Below are 18,652 nucleotides of genomic sequence, written 5' to 3'. Positions count from 1 at the left end.
TTTTTCTCTTCACAGAATTTATTTAAAAAATTTATTTATCTAATATTATATTATTTAAAATTATTTGTCAATATGATTTTTTTATTTAATATTCTCTTTATTAATTTCATTATCTTTACTATCTTTTTCTATAATAACTCTAAATGGCCACCAATTTGCTTTACCAAATATTCTTACCATTGCTGGAATAAATAAAGGTAATATAACTACAACATAAAGTAATATACCAGTTAAAACAACCATTGATATTTCAACTAAAGATAATACTCCTGATGGAATTAGTGCTGCAAATGTTCCACTTAATATAATTACAGCAGATAATATTACTCCTCCCATCATCCTCATTGTTGTTATTATACGTTCTCTTATATCACTATTATCATCTTGATTAAATCTTGTCATTATAAATATTGAGTAATCTATTCCAAGAGCCATAAGGACAACAAATCCAAAGAAAGATGTTATCCATGATATTCCTGGATAGCCCATTATTTTTTCTACAACAAATTGTATTATACTTAATGATGTAAAATAAGTTAATATAAGTGATACCATTAAATAAATTGGCATTACTAAAGATCTTAATATTATAACTAAAGCTATTGATACCCCAATTATTACAAAAATCAATGCCTTATTATAATCTTTTTGTGCCATCATTTTAGTTTCATAAGTTGTACTTGCAATTCCTCCAACACCAATATTTGCATTTTCTAAATTAGTTCCTTTTATACTTTCATTTACAACACTTTCTAGCTGTGGAATTTCATTTACAGCTTCATTAGAGTATGGATTCTTATCTGTTATTACATTAATAACTGCAAGCTTACCATTAGAACTTACATATTGATTTAATGATTGTTGGAATTCACTATTATTAAATATTTGTACTGGAACACATATTCCTGAAATATTATAAGAAAGATTAGACCAATCATTAATAAAACCATTAGCGTATTTAAGTCCATTTTGTATTTCTTCTATACCATTAGAACCTGATTTTAATCCTTCTGATAATTCATTTACTTCACTTGAAAATTTTTTAAACCCATCTTCTATCTGTTCTTGTCCATTTGCTATCTTAGATAAAGCATCTGAAATTTCAGGTACCTTTCCAAGTATTTCTTCTCCACCCTTTGAGGATTTACCAAGTCCTGAATCTAAAGCATTTAATCCACTTTCAACTTGTGAAATTCCTGAATTAAATTTATTTAAATCATTCATTATCTGATCCTTTTTATTATTTAATTCTTTCATTGAATTATTTAGAAATTCAATATCTCCATTTAAATCTTTTATTTGATCAAATACATTTTTATTTAATTTTCCTTGTATATTATTTGTGTTATTTGATAAAGTATTTATATCATTAACAAACTTTTTGAAATTTTTATCTTTAGCTGCTTCAGGATGCATTGCTAAATATGCATTTAAGTCTTTTTTTACTGATGATAAAACATCCTTAAATTGACTGCTATCAACATTTACAATTCCTGAGCTATTAGCTATATTATTAAATTTATTTACCTTATCTAATATATTGCTTACCCTACCAGTTATATCATTATAAGCACTTTCTATTTCACTTTTACTTAATTTTAATTTATTTAATTTCTTTTGTGCCTTATCAACTCCATCTTTTAATTCTGTTGCACCATTATGTTCTAAATTAATGCTATTTTCTAATTCTTTTAAAGCATCTTGGAGTTCATTTACACCACTTTTAGTTTTTAATGTTCCATTTTCTAGTGTTTCTGTTCCCTTTTCTGCAGTCTTTAATTTTGATTTGGAACTGTCTATTTTATTTCCTGCTTTATTTAATCCATCTTTAATTTCATTTAATCCACCATTTGCTTTTTTTATTCCTTTATAAACATCTCCTGCTTGATTGTTTACGTATATTTGATCTAGTCTATCACCTGTTGGTCTTGTAACACTTAAAACAGAATTAACATCTTTATTAGAATTTTTTAGGTTGTTTGATATTTTCTCTATTAGTGCTATATATTCTGGCTTTTTCATGTCATCCGCATTTTGAATATATATAGATACAGGTGAAGCTTTTCCTATTCCAAAATCATCTGCTACAATATTAAACCCTTTTTTAGATGAATAATTATCTCCTATTTCATTTAAATTATTAAATGATTCATTCCAATTATTAAATAATATTGGGACTATAAGAATTATTACTATAATTATTAAAGTTTGTACTGGCTTACTAAAGGCAAAACTTCCAAGTTTTCCCCATAACTTATTTTCTTCAACTGAAATTTTCTTTCTAACTGGCCAAAAAATATTTTTGCCAAGAAGCATCATAACAGATGGAAATATTGTAAATAATGCAATTATTAAAAATACTATTCCTATAGCAACAGCCACTGCACTTCTGTATAAATTAAATCCTATAAAATTTAATGAAGCAAATACTACAAATACAGGAGTAGCACTAGATAATACAGTTTTACCTGCTGTTTTATATGTAATCTTTACAGCCTGAAATTTATCTTTTCCATTTGCAAGTTCTCTTTTAAATCTATTTAAAAGTAAAATAGAATAATCTGTTCCTATTCCAAACATTATACAAATCATAAATATTTGCGTATAATTTGAAAGAGGAAAATTATATTTAAAAGCTAAAATTGATACAACTGACTGTGATGCAAGATAGCTAATACCTACAGTTAATAAAGGTATAAATGGGGTTACAATTGATCTAAATAATATTATTAATACAATAAATATAAATGCAACTGTTATATTTTGTGTTTTATTAAGACCACTTTGTGCTGCTAAATTAACATCAGATTCTATTAATTTTTCTCCTGTAAGATATGTTTCAACCCCTGGTGTTTTTAATTTACTATCTATTGCTTTCTTTATAGTATTAGTTTGTGCCCCATTAGGATCTATTGTAATTAGTGCAATTATTGTTTTATTATTTTCTGATACTAACTGAGATTTTAGCTGTGGAGTATCAAAACTATCAACTACACTCTTTATATAAATACTTGATTTATCCTTTTTTAAGGTTTCAATAGTATTCTTAATATTTTCTTTATCACTTTCATTTAATCCATTATTAGAATGAAATACAGCTATATAACTATCATTACTATTAAATTTATTATTCTCCTTTAAAAGAGTAGAAATTTTTGATGAATAGTCGTCTGGTAATTGTATTCCACCTTTTTTAGTAACTAACTTACTAAGAGACGGAGAATTAAATAATAATATTAAAACTACTACACACCATAATATTAATGTTATAAAGCTAAAGAATTTCTTTAATCTCTTCTTACTTTTACCTTCTTCCATATATAATACCCCCTTTTCATTTTATTATTAGGTATATAAAGAAATATATCACTTTAGAGAAATTTTTTAAAAATAAAGATAAGTTTTAAATTTAGCTTTATTAAAATAGTTTATAATTTAATTATTTTATATATAAATTTTTAATATATTTTAATAAGGTATTGGTTCTTTTAATTGTAATTTATATGTAAATAACTTAATTTCAAAGTAATTCTATTATAATTTATAAAAATTTATATTATTTTATAGTAATTATTAATTTAAAAATTAAATTTATAATCATATTTCATATAAATAATATAATTTACTGTAAATATATTATTAATAATTTTTTATACAAAAAAGCTGTAGTTTCTCTACAGCTTTTTAATACTTCAAAAATTATTTTTTACTTTATCAATTAATTGTTAATATTAATTGATATTTTCTTCTATATCTGAAAATTGACTATTATAAAGTTTTGCATAAAAGCCATCCTTTTCCATAAGTTCTTCATGATTTCCTTGCTCTATAATACTACCTTCATTCATAACTAAGATTAAATCGGCACTACGAATTGTTGAAAGTCTATGAGCTATAACAAAACTTGTTCTTCCTTTCATTATATTTTCCATAGCTTTTTGAAGTAATATTTCAAGTCTAGTATCAACAGAACTAGTTGCCTCATCTAATATAAGAATAGAAGGATTTGATATTATTGCTCTTGCTATAGTTAATAATTGTTTTTCTCCTTGTGATATATTTGATGCTTCTTCATTTAAGAACATATTATAACCATCTGGAAGAGTTTTAATAAAGTGATGTACATTTGCTATTTTAGCGGCTTTAATAATTTCTTCTTTTGATGCTCCAAATCTACCATATTCAATATTTTCATAAATTGTTCCATTAAATAACCATGTATCTTGAAGAACCATTCCAAACATTGAACGTAAATCTTCACGTTTCATATCCCTAATATCTATTCCATCTATCTTTATAGCTCCACCTTTAACATCATAAAATCTCATTAATAAATTAATTAAGGTTGTTTTACCAGCTCCAGTTGGTCCAACAATTGCAACCATTTTCCCACTTTTAATTTCTGCATTTAAATCTTCTATAAGAATTTTATCATCATTATATCCAAAGTTAACATGTTCAAATGTAACATCTCCACGTAATTTTTTTATTTTAATTGGATGCTCTGGATCCTTACTCTCTTCCTTTTCATCTAATATTTCAAATACACGCTCTATTGCTGCAAAGGCTGCCTGTATACTTGAAGATAACTGAGTTATTTGAGATAAAGGTTGATTTATTTGCCATATATATCTAATAAAAGCTTGAAGATTACCAACTGTAATTATTCCCTTTATAGCATATATAGGTCCTATAATTGCCATAACTGCTATTCCTAAATATGTTACAAGGGAAACTAAAGGAGACATCATACTAGATACAAACTGCGCCTTAAATCCATTATTACAAAGTTCATTATTAATTTCTTTAAACTCTCTTATTGAATCTTCTTCTTTTCCATATAACTTTATTTCATTAAATCCAGTATACATTTCTTGAACTTTACCATTTAATTTACCTAAAGCATTTTGCTGTCCTTCAAATAATTTTTGTGATTTATTTACAATAAATTTTGAAACAAAATAACTTATAGGAATTATAAGTATTGCTATAAGTGTCATAGTTATATTAATTGTAAACATCATTGAAACTGCAAGCACAACAGCTAATATAGAATTAATTACTTGGCTAAAACTTTGTTGAAATGCATTAGAAATTGTATCAACATCATTAGAGATTCTACTTAATACATCCCCATAACTGTTGCTATCAAAATAACTTATAGGAAGTTTTCTAATTTTATTTTGAACAGCATTTCTTAAATCTCTCATAGTATTTTGAATTGCATTTGTTAATAAAAATGTTGCAGCATATGTGAAAAGTGTATATGAAATATAAAAGCAAGCTAATATAACAAGTATTTTAAAAATATAATTAAAATTTACACTAACTCCAGGTATTCCTTTTGCTATTTCAATTACATCATCTGTAAGTCTAGTAATTATAAGACCTTCAACCTTTGGAGAAATTGCACTTATTATAGCTGCTATAACTATAAATAAAATAGCAGATAAAAATCCTCTTTTATATTTTTTTACATAAGGAGAAAACTTTTTTAAATTAGTTTTTATTTTTTCAAATCTATTCATTATGCTAATTCCTCCTTTGTAAGTTGAGATGTAGCAATTTCATAATAAATATTACAATTTTTAAGTAACTCTTTATGAGTACCAATTCCTATAACTTCACCTTCATTAAGAACTATAATTTTATCTGCATTTAAAATTGAACTAATTCTTTGTGCAACTATTAAAACTACTGATTCCTTTGTTTCTGCCTTTAATTTTTCTCTAACCATTGCATCTGTTTTAAAATCTAAGGCTGAAAAACTATCATCAAAAATATATATTTCTGGTTTTCTAACTACTGCCCTTGCTATAGATAATCTTTGTTTTTGACCACCAGAAACATTTGATCCACCTTCACTTATCTCTTCATCAAATTTATGAGGTTTCCTTGAAATAAATTCATAAGCCTCAGCAACCTTAGCTGAGTATTCAACTTCTCCTGTCTTAGCATTCTTCTTACCAAATTTAATATTTTCTCCTATACTTCCTGTAAATAGTAATGTCTTTTGAGGTATAAATCCGATTTTTTTTCTTAAAGCTTTTAAATCATAATCTCTAACATCTACCCCATCTATTTTAATACTACCTTCTGTAACATCATAAAATCTTGGAATTAAATTAATTAATGTACTTTTTCCACTACCAGTACTTCCTATAAATGCTATTGTTTCTCCCTTTTTAGCTTTAAAAGAAATATTTTTAAGTACAGCTTCCTCTCCATAAGGATAAGTAAAAGTAACATTATCAAACTCTATACATCCTTTTTCCTTTGTATCTTTTACTCCATTTTTAGGATTCTTAATAAGAGGTTTTTCATCTAATAACTCTTGAATTCTGCTAGCTGAAACCTCTGCTCTTGGATACATTACAAAAACTAAAGAAAATAACATAATAGAAAACATTGCATGAAATAAATATTCTATAAATGCAACTAATTGACCAACTTCTAATGTTCCTGAATTTATCATTTTACTTGAAATCCAAAAAATTGCAATTATAGCTAGATTTAATAATAAGAAAAAAGTAGGTTGAGTAATTAACATAAGTTTGTTTAACTTTTTAGAAATATTTGTATAACTTTCATTAGTATCTTTAAATCTTTCTGCTTCATGATTATCATTACCAAAAGCTCTAATAACCCTAATTCCAGTTAGATTTTCCCTAGATATACGATTTAATTTATCTAAACTCTTTTGTTGACTAATTGACATTGGATGAGATATTTTAGCTACAATTATTACTCCCAATACTATAAATGGAATTGTTATAGCCAAAACTAAAGATAGTGGTAAGCTTGTTTTTATTATCATAACTAAGCTTATAGTAAACATTACTGGTGTTATAAATGCTACTCTTAAAATTGTATTTACAAACTGTTGTAGTTGAAAAGCATCATTTGTTGTTCTAGTAATCATAGAGGATATTCCAAATTTATCATATTCACTATGTGAAAATTCCTGTGACTTCTCAAATATATCATTTCTAATATCCCTAGTCATACTTGTAGAAATTTTAGCAGAACAATATCCAAGTAATATAGTTCCAAGAACACCTATTATAGAAATTATTATAATTACAGTTCCCATCTTTTTAATGTAGGAAACATCATTATGAACTATCCCAACATCAATAACTTTTGCTATTATTGTTGGTATTCCAAGTTCAACTAATGCAAATCCAAATACCGACAGAATATCTAGTGCAATTAATGCTTTATATCTTTTTAAATAATTTAAAATTAATTTCATTATCTAATCTCCTCCCTCTTTAAACTATATTTTAAATAAATATTTACTTAATATTTTACACAATGAATATAATTTTTTCTAATGTTTTTTGCAAAAATTGCAATTAATTTAAAAACTGTTTAAGATATATTTTATTTCTTAAACAGTCTTTTAGCAAAATAATATTATATAAAATTAAATAATAATTATATTAATTTATAATATAAAAATAAATATAAAAAAGTCACTACATTTTTTAGTAGTAACTTTTTATATTTTAATTTAATCTATTAATTTATTATTAGACTAATATAATATTTACATATAGTCCTTAGTTTCAAATTTTAATCCTTTTTTCTTTAATTTACCCTCTATAATTTCTTTAATTATAGAATAAATAATTGCAAATAAAGGAACTCCTATAATCATTCCTACTACTCCAAGGAACTTTCCAGCTACTAATATTGAAAATAAAATCCAGAAAGCTGATATACCAATTGAGTCTCCAAGTATTTTAGGTCCTATAATATTTCCATCTATTTGTTGAATTATAAATATTATAATTATAAGCCAAAATGCTTTAACTGGTGAAACAAATAAAACTATTATAACTGATGGTATTGCTCCAATAAATGGTCCAAAGAAAGGAATTATGTTTGTTATACCTATTATTACTGATAATAAAAGTGAATATGGCATTTTAACAACTGTTAATGTTAAAAAAGTTATTATACCAATAATAAATGAATCTAATATTTTACCAATTAAAAATTTACCAAAAGTATCATTGCTTCTATGAGTTAACTCTATAGTTTTATCTGCTACATTTCTAGGTAAAATTGCATAAGTCATTTTTTTATTTAAAGCAAAAAACTTTTCCTTTTCTATTAAAAGGTAAATAGATACTATAAGTCCTAATATTATATTCCAAATACTTGATAAAAACGCAGTTAAAATTGATCCAAACATAGGAATTAAATTTGTTGAAGTCTTTATAATATAATCTATTAAGCCATTAAATCTTTCATTTATTAAAGTTAAATAATGCTCTGGTATATCAAGATTACCTATTGTTTCATTAATAAAATTATTTGCATCTTTTATATATACTGGTACATCATTAACAAGTCCAACAATACTATCAATTAATTGTGGAAGTACAAATTGTATAAACAGTCCAATAAATACAAAGGCAGTAACATATGTAAATAATAATCCTAAGCCCCTTTTTGATTTCATCTTAATCTTTTTAAAAGTTTTTGTTTCAAATACTTTATTTTCATAAAACTTTAAAACAAAATTTAAAATATAAGCCATAGCAAATCCTAAAATAAATGGCTTAAGTATAGATATTACATTTCCTATTTTGCTCATTAAAGAACCCATTTGTGATATTGCTAAATAAAAAACAATACTTGCACAAATTACAATAAATGCATAAACAGCTATTGTATTATATTTTTTGTTCCAATCGATCTTCATTTTTCACCTCTTATTTTACTTCAAATGACACATTTATTTTTACCATTATTGGTAATTTTATTTATATTTCTATCTTTGTTAATTATAGCATATATTTTATAAAAATTTAATTTTTGATGTAATTATATAAAAACTAATTTAAGATTAAAAATCAAAAAGGATTAAAAGAAAAAATTGATTCTGATTTTTAATAAAAAATATAAAATAATTACTTACTTAAACATTAACCTTTAATTATTGACATAAAAATTTTAAAGGATTACCATTTAAATATAGAAAAATTTGCAAATATTAATAATTAAGGTGATGTTAAAATGAAAAAGGTAATATTATTAAGTGGAAGTCCAAATGCTAATGGAAATACTGTAACAACTCTAAAAAGATGTGCAGATGTTATAAGAAAAAATGGAGTAGAAGCAGAAGTTGTTTCTATAGCAGGATTAGATGTAAAAGATTGTATGAGTAATAGTGATAAATCTACTGATGGATTTGATGAAATAATTGAAAAAATTAAAAATGCACAAGGACTTATAGTTGGAGGTCCTGTATACTGGGGAACTGTAAGAGGCGAACTTATGGTTGCACTTCAAAGAATAGCAATGGCATCTAAAGATAATGGAAGGTTCTTGTCAAGAATGGTTGGAGGACCAATAGCAGTTGCTAGACGTGGAGGACTTACATCATCTATTGAAGAAATGATGATGTTCTATCTTACAAATGATATGATAGTTCCAGGTTCAACTTATTGGAATATTGTATTTGCTGGAAAGGAAGGAACTGCTTTAGAAGATGAAGAGGGCATTTCTACTGTTGAAAGATTCTCTGAAAATGTAGCTTTCTTAATAAATAAAATTAATGACTAATATTATTTTATAATGTATTTTTTTATTCTTTTCTAGAAATACTAAGTTTAATACTTAGTGGAGGTGAAAAGATGACAAAGGATAGTCAGCCAGATAATAAAAGTTCTAGAATGGAAAAATGTAATTATCAAACTCCTATAACTAGTGAAGAAGGAAAAAATCATAATAGAACTAATAAAAAACATTCAGTTAAACGTGAAGGTTTTCAAAGTCAACATATAAATTAATCAAAATAAAAGGCCTTACTTTATATTTTAAGTAAAGCCTTTTTATTTTAATAATTTTATACAAACTAAAAATAACAAATTACAGGAGTTCCATCTTGAATATTATTAAATATTATTTGTGCTACATTATATGGAGTATTTATACAACCGTGAGATCCATTTGTTTTATAAATATTGCCTCCAAAACTTCTTCTCCATGTAGCATCATGAATTCCTATTCCTCCATTAAATGGCATCCAAAATGTAACAGGAGTTGCATAATTTTCACCTCTTAATATTGCATTTTTTTGTTTATAAGTTAATCTATAAACTCCAGCTGGAGTTCCATAATTTTTACTTATATCTCCTGTAACTATTGGACCATCAGTCATAAGCTTACCATTTTTATAAAACCACATATGTTGTTTAGTTAAATTTATTTCTACATAAGTATCTCCAATATCATTAGCATTAGTTGATAGAGCTGTTTGTAGATAATTAGGTTCTTTAGTTATAGATTCACCTTTTTTTATATTTTCTATTAAGTCTTTAACTTCTTCTGAAGTATCAATTGCAAAACCATAGTTTCCTCCACTAACTTGTATAGTTGAGCCTAGTGAAGTTTTAAAATCTCTAGGTTTTCCAAAAGTATTATGTTTTTTTGCAAGAGAATCTACATATTCTTTAACTTTATCTTTATCAAAACTTATCTTTAAACTTTTATCAACTTTAATCCATTTATTTATTACATCACCATCTATAGTTTCTTTTCCTTTTGGAAATGTATAAGTAACTACCGTTGATACATATTTATCAAGATTTTCTTTTGTTTTCTTAGCCTCATCTGAATCTGCTTTATATTTTGGAGAATCATAACAATTAATTTCTTCTAAATTTATTTTTTTATCACCATTTATAATTGCATTAGATACATTTTTATATAAAATTTCTTTATTTACTTTATTTCCTGATACTTCATCTATAATTTCATAACTTTTATTATTGTAATTAAATTTAGGCTCCTTTGGCTTAACTATATTATCTTCATTAAAAAAACTTAGATTGTTTAATGATTTTTTCAGTAAATTTTCATTATAAGAAACTATATTAGATAGATTATAATTCTTTGGAGTAAAAATTTTAATTATCCAAGCAAAGGGATTTTCATTATCCTTTATTTTATAAAGTTCATCATTTAAATTATATTTTAAATCAATATTAAAAGCATTAATTTCTCCTTTCATATCTTCTCTACCTTCTAATTCAAGCTTGTACAAATTCGCTTCTGATAATATCTTATTTTTTGCCTCTTCCACAGTTTTACCAGACACACTAATAGAATTTATTTTTGTTCCAAAATAAAAATGACTTTTAAAATATATGGACATACCAAAATATATGACAGTTAAAATACAAAAAGAAACTATAAATCCTATCATAATTTTTCTATTTCTATTCTTTTTTCTCATAATGACTAATCCCCCTGAACACACATATACATTAACCTTTAAGAATATTTTCACCGCAAAATATTCTTGTAATATTATCCCATATAATACTTATTTTATCATATTTTTAAATAAAAATGCTAACACATTTTATAATATGTTTTATATATTAAATTTATTAATAATATTTATAAAAATAGGAGATTGCAAATTTTACAATCTCCCCATATATTTATACTTTATAAAATTTTTATTTCATATAAATTCCTACTAGTTTCATATCCTTATCATAAGATAATGTAAACTGAACCTTTCCATTTTCATATTTAGCTATTGCTATAACTACAGCAACACCATCCTTTTCTTGAAAGGACATCTTTTCTATACTTTCATACTTACCAACTTTATTTTTTACGCCTTCAAAGGCTTCTTTTAGTTTTGCCTCTGGTAATTGTTTCTTTAATTCATCACTACCAATATTAATTACATCTTTATATTTTCCATTGTTTAAATTAGTTATTACCTTTTCTGATGCTGATTTTAACTTATCTTCACTATAATTAGAACTTAACTTTGAAGCACCGCACCCTACAAATAAACTTACACAAAAAAGTATTGCTAAAATAGATACAAATTTTTTCATTATTAATACACTCCTTTAATATTCATTTAAGGCTATTTAAAATTAATACTTACATAAAACATAGCCTTATTTAAAATTTCATATAAAATCGCAGTTTTTTTAAAACATTTTTAAATTTTTAAATAACTTTCTAGACTTAATTGTAAAAATTAATAGACCTAAGTCAAAAGTTCCAATTAAAAGTTCACTAAAGACTATACTCATTCCACTCATTACAAATATTCCTGACATAAAGTCTATAGCACCATGTATTATTATTGCTAATATTAAATATCTAATTTGCTTTTTATTAATTCCATATAAAACTATAAGTGTTAATCCTATATGAATTATAATTGCTGATATTCTTTCAATTCCTCCAAATAATACATTTATATTGCTTAATTCTAAATATAATGATTTTAAACTTTCAGCATTTCCCCCTAAGTAAGCTCCATTATTTAAAGATATTAATGTAATTAAATTTTTTATACTAGATAATCCAACAATAAGTATAGATTCTATTCCTCCATGTCCAAATCCAAAAGCAATCCCATCTATCCATCTTCTATTATTTTTTAAAGCTAGTTTAAATCCTAAATATCTGCCACCTTCTTCAAAAATCCCTGCTGTAATACCTAAAAATAAAGCATATAAAACAGGATAAAAAACGGATAAATTATTATACCAATCCATATTTATTAAAACATTTTGAAGTAGTGGTATTCTTAAAAATACTTGTGTAATTAAAAATACTATTATCCCTACAATAAATGGCTTTATACATCTTTTCCTCTTTACTATAAAATATATAAATGCGCCTATAGGAATTCCAAAACTTATAATTATATTTATAAAAAAACATATCATTAAAGCTGTAAATTTCATAATATTAAACTCCTAATTATTAATTGGAATAATTATATTTACTTTAAACTTATCTTCATCATAATTAATTCTCATATTACCTTCATACTTCTCTAATGTAATACTCACATTTTCAAGTCCAAATCCTTTGTGATCTTTTTTAGTTGTCTTAAAAAACTTCTTTCCTTTTATAGGTTTACTATTTAATGAATTAATTATATTAATTACAATAAACTCATTAAACTTGTCTATTTTTAATGTTATGTTCTTACTATCTTTTATTTCTTTAGTTTCATCTATAGCATTATCTAAAAGATTTGCAAAAATTGTAGTTAAATCTATATCCTTTATAAAATCTAAATTTACATTACCTATTTTACAAATAAATTCTATATTATAATCTTTAGCCTTTAAAAACTTATCATTTATAATAACATTTAAAACTTTATTATTTGTATATTTCTTTTTGGAAAACTTTTCTAAAAGTAAATACATATCTTTTGTATATTCTTTCCCCTTTTCATATTCATTTGTCCTATACAAATTCTCTATTGTTTGTAAATGATTTTTTATATCATGAATTGTTTTTCTAGAACTTCTATACTTACTTTCTAGTGAATTATAATATTCATATTGCATTTTAGACTGCTCTTCATATAACATTATTTTATTTTTAAGTTCATTATTCTTTGATATAGATTCAAAAATATTAGTAATAAAAAGATTTAAAACTACAATAGATAAAATATTTATTAATAATAAAATCAAATCCTCCATAGACATATAAGTTTGAATGTACATCATTAAAGTACTAATATAAATTATGCTAAACAAAGGCAGTACAAAGAAATTTAAGTATTGTATTTTGGTTATTCTTTTTATATTTTTATTCTTAAAACATATTATAAAAAACCTTGAAACACTTAAATAAGTAAATTGAATTATTATAGAAAGTGTAATTCCATAAATCTCTATGTTATAAAAATTAATATTAAAATAATAACAAGCTATATTAAAAACTACAGACACTATAATTTGGAGGGAAAATAAAACCATTACATATATGCTGTAATATAAAATATATATTTTTTCATTATTATAAAGAAAATGTCCTATTATAACTGTTCCTAATAAACTTAAAATTAAATTTATTGTTCCAGTAAAAAATATATTACTTATAAAAAGAATTGCTGTAAATATTATATAAGCTAGTATGTAAACATACCTTTTATGATATATATTTCTTTTAAATCTTTTCATAAAATCAAATATTATATAAGTAGAAAAGAATCCTAATAAAATAGCTATTATTTGTTCTAAAATTTGTATAGAATTATTTAACATAAATTTACCCTACCTTTAAAACAAAATACAATTTTCTAAAAATATATTTAGTTTTTCTCTAAATTCTACTGACTTCTTTTGAGATAATGGAATTATATTTCCATCCATCATAAAAATATCATAACCTTTTATGGATTTTACATAAAATAAGTTAACAGTGAAACTTTTATGAGGCATTAAAAAATTGTATTTACTCATAGTTTCCGCAATTTTTGTTATCCTTTCCTTTAAAACATAAACTTTATCCTTTGTTTTAATATTTACTTTTCTATTTGTATATTCAAAATAATATATATCCTTTGGTCTTAATCTTAAAACCCCTTCTGTAGTAACAAACTCAATAAATTCTTCCTCTTTCTTTTCATTTAAATAAGAAATAACTTCATCTAATTGCTTATGTATATCCTCTTCATTAATAGGTTTATTTAAATATCCAAAAGCATGTACTCCAAAGGCCAAATTAACATATTCAGTAAAACTTGTTACATAAATTATTTTTACATTTTTATCATATTTTCTTATAAATTTTGCTGTTTCAATACCATTTATCTTAGGCATATCAATATCTAAAAATATTACGTCAAGATACCTTTTTTCCTTTAAAAGCTCTTCTCCACTATTATAAGTAATTATATTAAATGTTTTATCTTTATAATTATTTATATAACTTTCTATTCTATCTACAATATTTTTTTCATCATCACATATTCCAATTTTTATCATTTATATTCTCCACCAGTGTAATTTCTAAATTTTGTATCCTAGGTTATTTAAATTATATATTTAAAGAATTTTAATTACAATATGGATTGCATAAGGTATGGTTTTTCTTACATAAAATACAGAAAAAAATAAACCTACATTTAATGTAAGTTTATTAAAAACAATTAAACTCTATATTACAACCTATTTTCTAAAAAACTTTCTCAAAAGCTATTCTCTTGCTATTATCTTCTAAGTAAATTACGCCACAGTATTTAAAATCATTTTTCTTAAGTAACTTTTGCATAGGTATATTTTTTTCATGAGTATCTATTTTAATACTATGAATATTATTATCTAAACAAATCTCATAAACCTTTTGTAAAATATAAGATGATACACCAGTTCCTCTATATTCATTATCTATAGCAATTCTATGAATAACAGCATACTTTCCATTACTTAGCCATTTTCCATCATAAATAACATCATAAGTTTTCTCTCCATCAAAGGAAATTGCTAAAGTAGCTACAATATTATTATCCTTTAATACTACATAACTATCATTATTTAAAATATCACTCTCTATTGTTTCATTATTAGGATAACCATCTTGCCATTGATCTACCCCATTTTCTTTTAAAAACTCTTTAGCTCTATTAATAATTTTCATTATATCTTTAACATCTTCTTTTAAAGATTTTCTAATTATCATCTCATTCTCCTTTTTAAATATTTTTATTACTCTTAATTATTTTATACCAAATCTTGTTACCCTTAGTAAACTCTTTTATTAAAACTTTAATTTTTTATTATTTCTATATTTAATTACTTATATTAATTTTCAATTTATAATTATTGCTAAAATCAATAAAAAAATATACTACTTTAAAATTACGTAGTATATTTTCATTACTTTATTTTATTTAATCTTTATAAAGTTAAATATTATAATAATTTTTATATCTATTGTACCAATCTATATTCCATCCTTCATCTAAACAAAGATTATAAAGTTCTACTTCATCACAAATAGATTTATTTGTAATGATTTTATGTGTTTCTTTATTTACTATTAAACCATTTTCTATATCTGCTCCAATTTCAGTATATATAGCAAAGCTTCTAATATGAGAAAATTCTGCTGTTTTTTTAATTAATCTTTCTCCTGTTAATTCATCATACTCTATATTGTATTTTTTAATTCTCTTGTGTTTTAATTTCTTTCTAGCATCTTCTAATTTTTCATTATGTCTTGTTCTTAAAACTTCAGCACTATCACAATCTCTTATTGCCATATATATTTGCTCTGAATATTTCAAGTAATCTTTTCTTTTACACACCTTTTCATTTTGAATAAATTTATCAATTATATTTCTTATTTCATAGGCTCTAATATATATTTTATTTCCACTTCTTAAAATATCTTTATCATCTATATTTACAACTGTATGCTTAGCTATAGCTTTGCTTGTTCTTAATATATCAGATAGCCTTTCTGCATCTACCCACACATTCCCCTTGTCATCCATGTGTGAAAAGTTTACCCAAGCATTTTTCACCCTTGTACATGTTCCTTTATGGGCACTTTCAGGTTTATCTGGTATTTCAACTTTCATATCTATTACATGATTTTCAAATAAAACTATCTCTTTTGAATTGCTATCATTATCCTTATTACTCATTATTTATCATGTCCTCATATAATTGATTTAATTTAGATATAGCCTTATTTGCCTGTTTATTTTTGCACTTATCTGGATGAATTACTTTAGCAATAGAATCTCTCCATTTCTTTGCTTCTTTTTTATTTGAATAATGTTTTAATTGTATATTTAATTTATCAGCCCTAGCTTTTCCACTTAACTCTAACAAATAAAAAATATACTCTGATGCTTTATCATTAAAATATTCATTACAATCATTATTATTTTCTATAGCTGTATTTTTTAAAATAATAGTATCATTTACATAAGAAATTACTTCTCTTAATGCTACTACTTTCTCATAGAGACTTGTCCAACTTCTACTTTTTATAACAATCATTGATACTATATTTTTTTCTTTGCATTTTTTATCTTTAAATAAATTTTCTATATCTTTTTTTATTAAAGACATAACATTTTTCATTTTCCCAAATTTCTTTAATTCATCAACTGAACTTACATTTAACCATTCCATATATTAACCTCAAACAATTATTACATGTTAATATATGATATATAGTTAAGTTTTCATGACTCTTAATTTATTATTTTTTATAATAAATTTATTTATTGATCCCTTCCCTTTGTTGTCATCTATCATTTTATTATATATACTTTATATATATTGATATATTATATTTAAGGGAGATTTTGCTTTATGAATAATAAATTAACAGAAGAAAACATAAAAAAATTAAGAGAAGAGTTAGAATATAGACTAACTGTAAAAAGAGCAGAAATCGCAAAAGAAAAATTAGTTGCAGCTGCCCATGGTGATAGATCAGAAAATGCTGAATATAAAGAAGCTTGTGCAAATTATAGAGAAAATGACAATAGAATACAATACTTAATGACTATGATTTCTACAGCTACTGTAATAGATGAAGATACTATAGATAAATCAGTTCTTGGAATTAATAGTAAAGCTAAAATTAAATTTGTTGAAGATGATTATGAAGCTATTGTAACTCTTGTAACTACAATGGATTTAGACCCTGAAAATATGCTTATAAGTATCGAATCAGATTTAGGAAAAGCTTTATCTGGAAAAAAGGTTGGAGATGTAGTTGAAGTTAATGCACCTGGTGAAAATTACACTGTTGAAGTTTTAGAAATATTATAATTTTATAAAAAAGCTAACATAATTGTTTATGTTAGCTTTTTTATGTAACTATTTATAAATTTTCTTTAATATTACTAAATAGCCCAGCCCCTTTTATAATTTCTTGTTCTAAAAAAAGACTTGAAACAGCTTGATTATACTCAATTAAATTTTTAGACTTTTTAATCTTCTTCGCATACTTTTTATTGTTTGAAAATATGTAAATCATATATCCCCATAATTCTTTCATTCTAAAAATCGCATTTTTATCTTCATTAAATACTTCTCTGTATTTATTAAAAAGTTCATCGTGAAATTCTTTTAATGTTTTTTTATCTATAAATTTATCCTCTTTAATTTCATTCATTAAACCAGGATTAGCTAATATTCCCCTGCCAATCATTATTTTATCTACTTCTTCAAAATTCTTTATTAACTTATCATTATCTTCTTTAGTAAAAATATCTCCATTATAGCATACTGAATTTTTGCTTAAAGATAATGCATCCCTAAATACTTCTAAATTAGGTTTATTGCCATAAAAATCTTGTCTTGTTCTTGGGTGAATTATTAATTCTTCTAAAGGATATTTATTATAAATTTTTATAAGATCATAAAATTCATCCGGATTATCTTTTCCTATTCTAGTTTTTATAGAAATTTTCATATCATCTATTTTAAATATTTCCTCTAAAAATATATCAAGTTCTTCTCTTTTAGCTAAAAATCCTGACCCCCTATTTTTTGAGACAACTGTTCCAGATGGACAACCTAAATTTAAATTAATTTCATTATATCCTAATTGTTGTAACTTTCTAGCTGTATTAATAAAACCTTCTGAATCATTTGTAAGTATTTGAGGTACTATATTAATATCTTTATTATTTTCTGGTAATATATCTCTTAATTCTTTTGTTTTAAGACTTCTACTTTCATTTGGAACAATAAAAGGTGTAAAATATTTATCAATGTTACCAAAAAACTTTTTATAATAATTTCTATATATATGTCCTGTAATTCCTTCCATTGGCGCTAAATAGTATTTCATTTAATGTCTCCTTTGTACATATTCTAAA

At 23.9% G+C, this 18,652-nt stretch carries 16 protein-coding genes and 1 other annotated feature (1 of these 17 running past the window's edge); of the genes, 3 read left to right on the top strand and 13 right to left on the bottom strand.

Features of this window, described 5'->3' with window-relative positions; genetic code table 11:
* Window positions 1-22: a binding site (T-box leader), on the bottom strand (it extends 241 nt beyond the left edge of the window).
* 59 nt (window positions 23-81) lie between these two features.
* The 4 genes from J2Z53_RS04595 to J2Z53_RS04580 all read right to left on the bottom strand — a co-directional run bounded on the left by J2Z53_RS04595 (window position 82) and on the right by J2Z53_RS04580 (window position 8,716).
* Window positions 82-3,318: an MMPL family transporter gene (locus J2Z53_RS04595; protein WP_209796062.1), complete on the bottom strand. Its 3,237-nt coding sequence runs from the start codon at window positions 3,316-3,318 to the stop codon at window positions 82-84.
* A 413-nt stretch (window positions 3,319-3,731) separates the two neighbouring features.
* Window positions 3,732-5,528, bottom strand: coding sequence for an ABC transporter ATP-binding protein (locus J2Z53_RS04590; protein ID WP_209796061.1), 1,797 nt, complete (start codon window positions 5,526-5,528; stop codon window positions 3,732-3,734).
* Entirely contained in the window at window positions 5,528-7,255 is a 1,728-nt protein-coding gene (locus J2Z53_RS04585) for an ABC transporter ATP-binding protein (protein WP_209796060.1), read from the bottom strand. Before J2Z53_RS04585 ends, J2Z53_RS04590 begins: the two co-directional genes overlap by 1 nt.
* A 297-nt stretch (window positions 7,256-7,552) precedes the next feature.
* The gene (locus tag J2Z53_RS04580) at window positions 7,553-8,716 is read right to left on the bottom strand and encodes an AI-2E family transporter (RefSeq protein ID WP_209796059.1); all 1,164 of its coding nucleotides are present in this window, start codon (window positions 8,714-8,716) and stop codon (window positions 7,553-7,555) included.
* Window positions 8,717-9,030: 314 nt separating this feature from the next.
* Here J2Z53_RS04580 and J2Z53_RS04575 point away from each other — a divergent pair, with 314 nt between their 5' ends.
* Together J2Z53_RS04575 and J2Z53_RS04570 are read left to right on the top strand one after the other, a co-directional pair.
* A complete protein-coding gene (locus J2Z53_RS04575; protein WP_209796058.1) occupies window positions 9,031-9,579 on the top strand; it encodes a flavodoxin family protein in 549 nt (182 codons plus the stop codon).
* A 71-nt stretch (window positions 9,580-9,650) separates the two neighbouring features.
* The gene (locus J2Z53_RS04570) at window positions 9,651-9,806 is read left to right on the top strand and encodes a hypothetical protein (protein WP_209796057.1); all 156 of its coding nucleotides are present in this window, start codon (window positions 9,651-9,653) and stop codon (window positions 9,804-9,806) included.
* Between the two features lie 65 nt (window positions 9,807-9,871).
* Here the strand turns inward: J2Z53_RS04570 and J2Z53_RS04565 are convergent, their stop codons facing one another.
* The 8 genes from J2Z53_RS04565 to J2Z53_RS04530 form a co-directional block, all read right to left on the bottom strand.
* On the bottom strand, window positions 9,872-11,254 hold the full coding sequence (locus tag J2Z53_RS04565) for a L,D-transpeptidase family protein (RefSeq protein WP_209796056.1): 1,383 nt from the start codon (window positions 11,252-11,254) through the stop codon (window positions 9,872-9,874).
* A 229-nt stretch (window positions 11,255-11,483) separates the two neighbouring features.
* Window positions 11,484-11,876, bottom strand: a complete 393-nt coding sequence (locus J2Z53_RS04560; protein WP_209796055.1) for a DUF3887 domain-containing protein — start codon at window positions 11,874-11,876, stop codon at window positions 11,484-11,486.
* A 99-nt stretch (window positions 11,877-11,975) separates the two neighbouring features.
* Entirely contained in the window at window positions 11,976-12,743 is a 768-nt protein-coding gene (locus J2Z53_RS04555; protein ID WP_209796054.1) for a YhfC family intramembrane metalloprotease, read from the bottom strand.
* A 12-nt stretch (window positions 12,744-12,755) separates the two neighbouring features.
* Window positions 12,756-13,499 carry a sensor histidine kinase gene (locus J2Z53_RS12835; protein WP_234925771.1) on the bottom strand — a complete coding sequence of 248 codons (744 nt, stop codon included), beginning with the start codon at window positions 13,497-13,499 and terminating at the stop codon, window positions 12,756-12,758.
* 582 nt (window positions 13,500-14,081) lie between these two features.
* The gene (locus tag J2Z53_RS04545; RefSeq protein WP_209796052.1) at window positions 14,082-14,789 is read right to left on the bottom strand and encodes a LytR/AlgR family response regulator transcription factor; all 708 of its coding nucleotides are present in this window, start codon (window positions 14,787-14,789) and stop codon (window positions 14,082-14,084) included.
* Window positions 14,790-14,979: 190 nt separating this feature from the next.
* Window positions 14,980-15,483, bottom strand: coding sequence for a GNAT family N-acetyltransferase (locus J2Z53_RS04540; protein ID WP_209796051.1), 504 nt, complete (start codon window positions 15,481-15,483; stop codon window positions 14,980-14,982).
* A 226-nt stretch (window positions 15,484-15,709) separates the two neighbouring features.
* Window positions 15,710-16,453 carry a hypothetical protein gene (locus tag J2Z53_RS04535; RefSeq protein ID WP_209796050.1) on the bottom strand — a complete coding sequence of 248 codons (744 nt, stop codon included), beginning with the start codon at window positions 16,451-16,453 and terminating at the stop codon, window positions 15,710-15,712.
* Window positions 16,446-16,949, bottom strand: a complete 504-nt coding sequence (locus J2Z53_RS04530) for a hypothetical protein (protein ID WP_209796049.1) — start codon at window positions 16,947-16,949, stop codon at window positions 16,446-16,448. The genes J2Z53_RS04535 and J2Z53_RS04530 overlap by 8 nt, the downstream gene beginning before the upstream one ends.
* Window positions 16,950-17,132: 183 nt before the next feature.
* Here J2Z53_RS04530 and J2Z53_RS04525 point away from each other — a divergent pair, with 183 nt between their 5' ends.
* Entirely contained in the window at window positions 17,133-17,597 is a 465-nt protein-coding gene (locus J2Z53_RS04525) for a GreA/GreB family elongation factor (RefSeq protein ID WP_209796048.1), read from the top strand.
* Between the two features lie 52 nt (window positions 17,598-17,649).
* On the opposite strand, the gene J2Z53_RS04520 is transcribed toward J2Z53_RS04525, so the two are convergent.
* Window positions 17,650-18,624, bottom strand: coding sequence for a tRNA dihydrouridine synthase (locus J2Z53_RS04520; protein WP_209796047.1), 975 nt, complete (start codon window positions 18,622-18,624; stop codon window positions 17,650-17,652).
* Window positions 18,625-18,652 lie beyond the last annotated feature (28 nt).

This window comes from Clostridium moniliforme, assembly GCF_017873235.1.
GTDB lineage: Bacteria > Bacillota > Clostridia > Clostridiales > Clostridiaceae > Clostridium > Clostridium moniliforme.
Note: the sequence above shows the minus strand (reverse complement) of the source record. Positions and strands in the feature narration are given on the sequence as shown.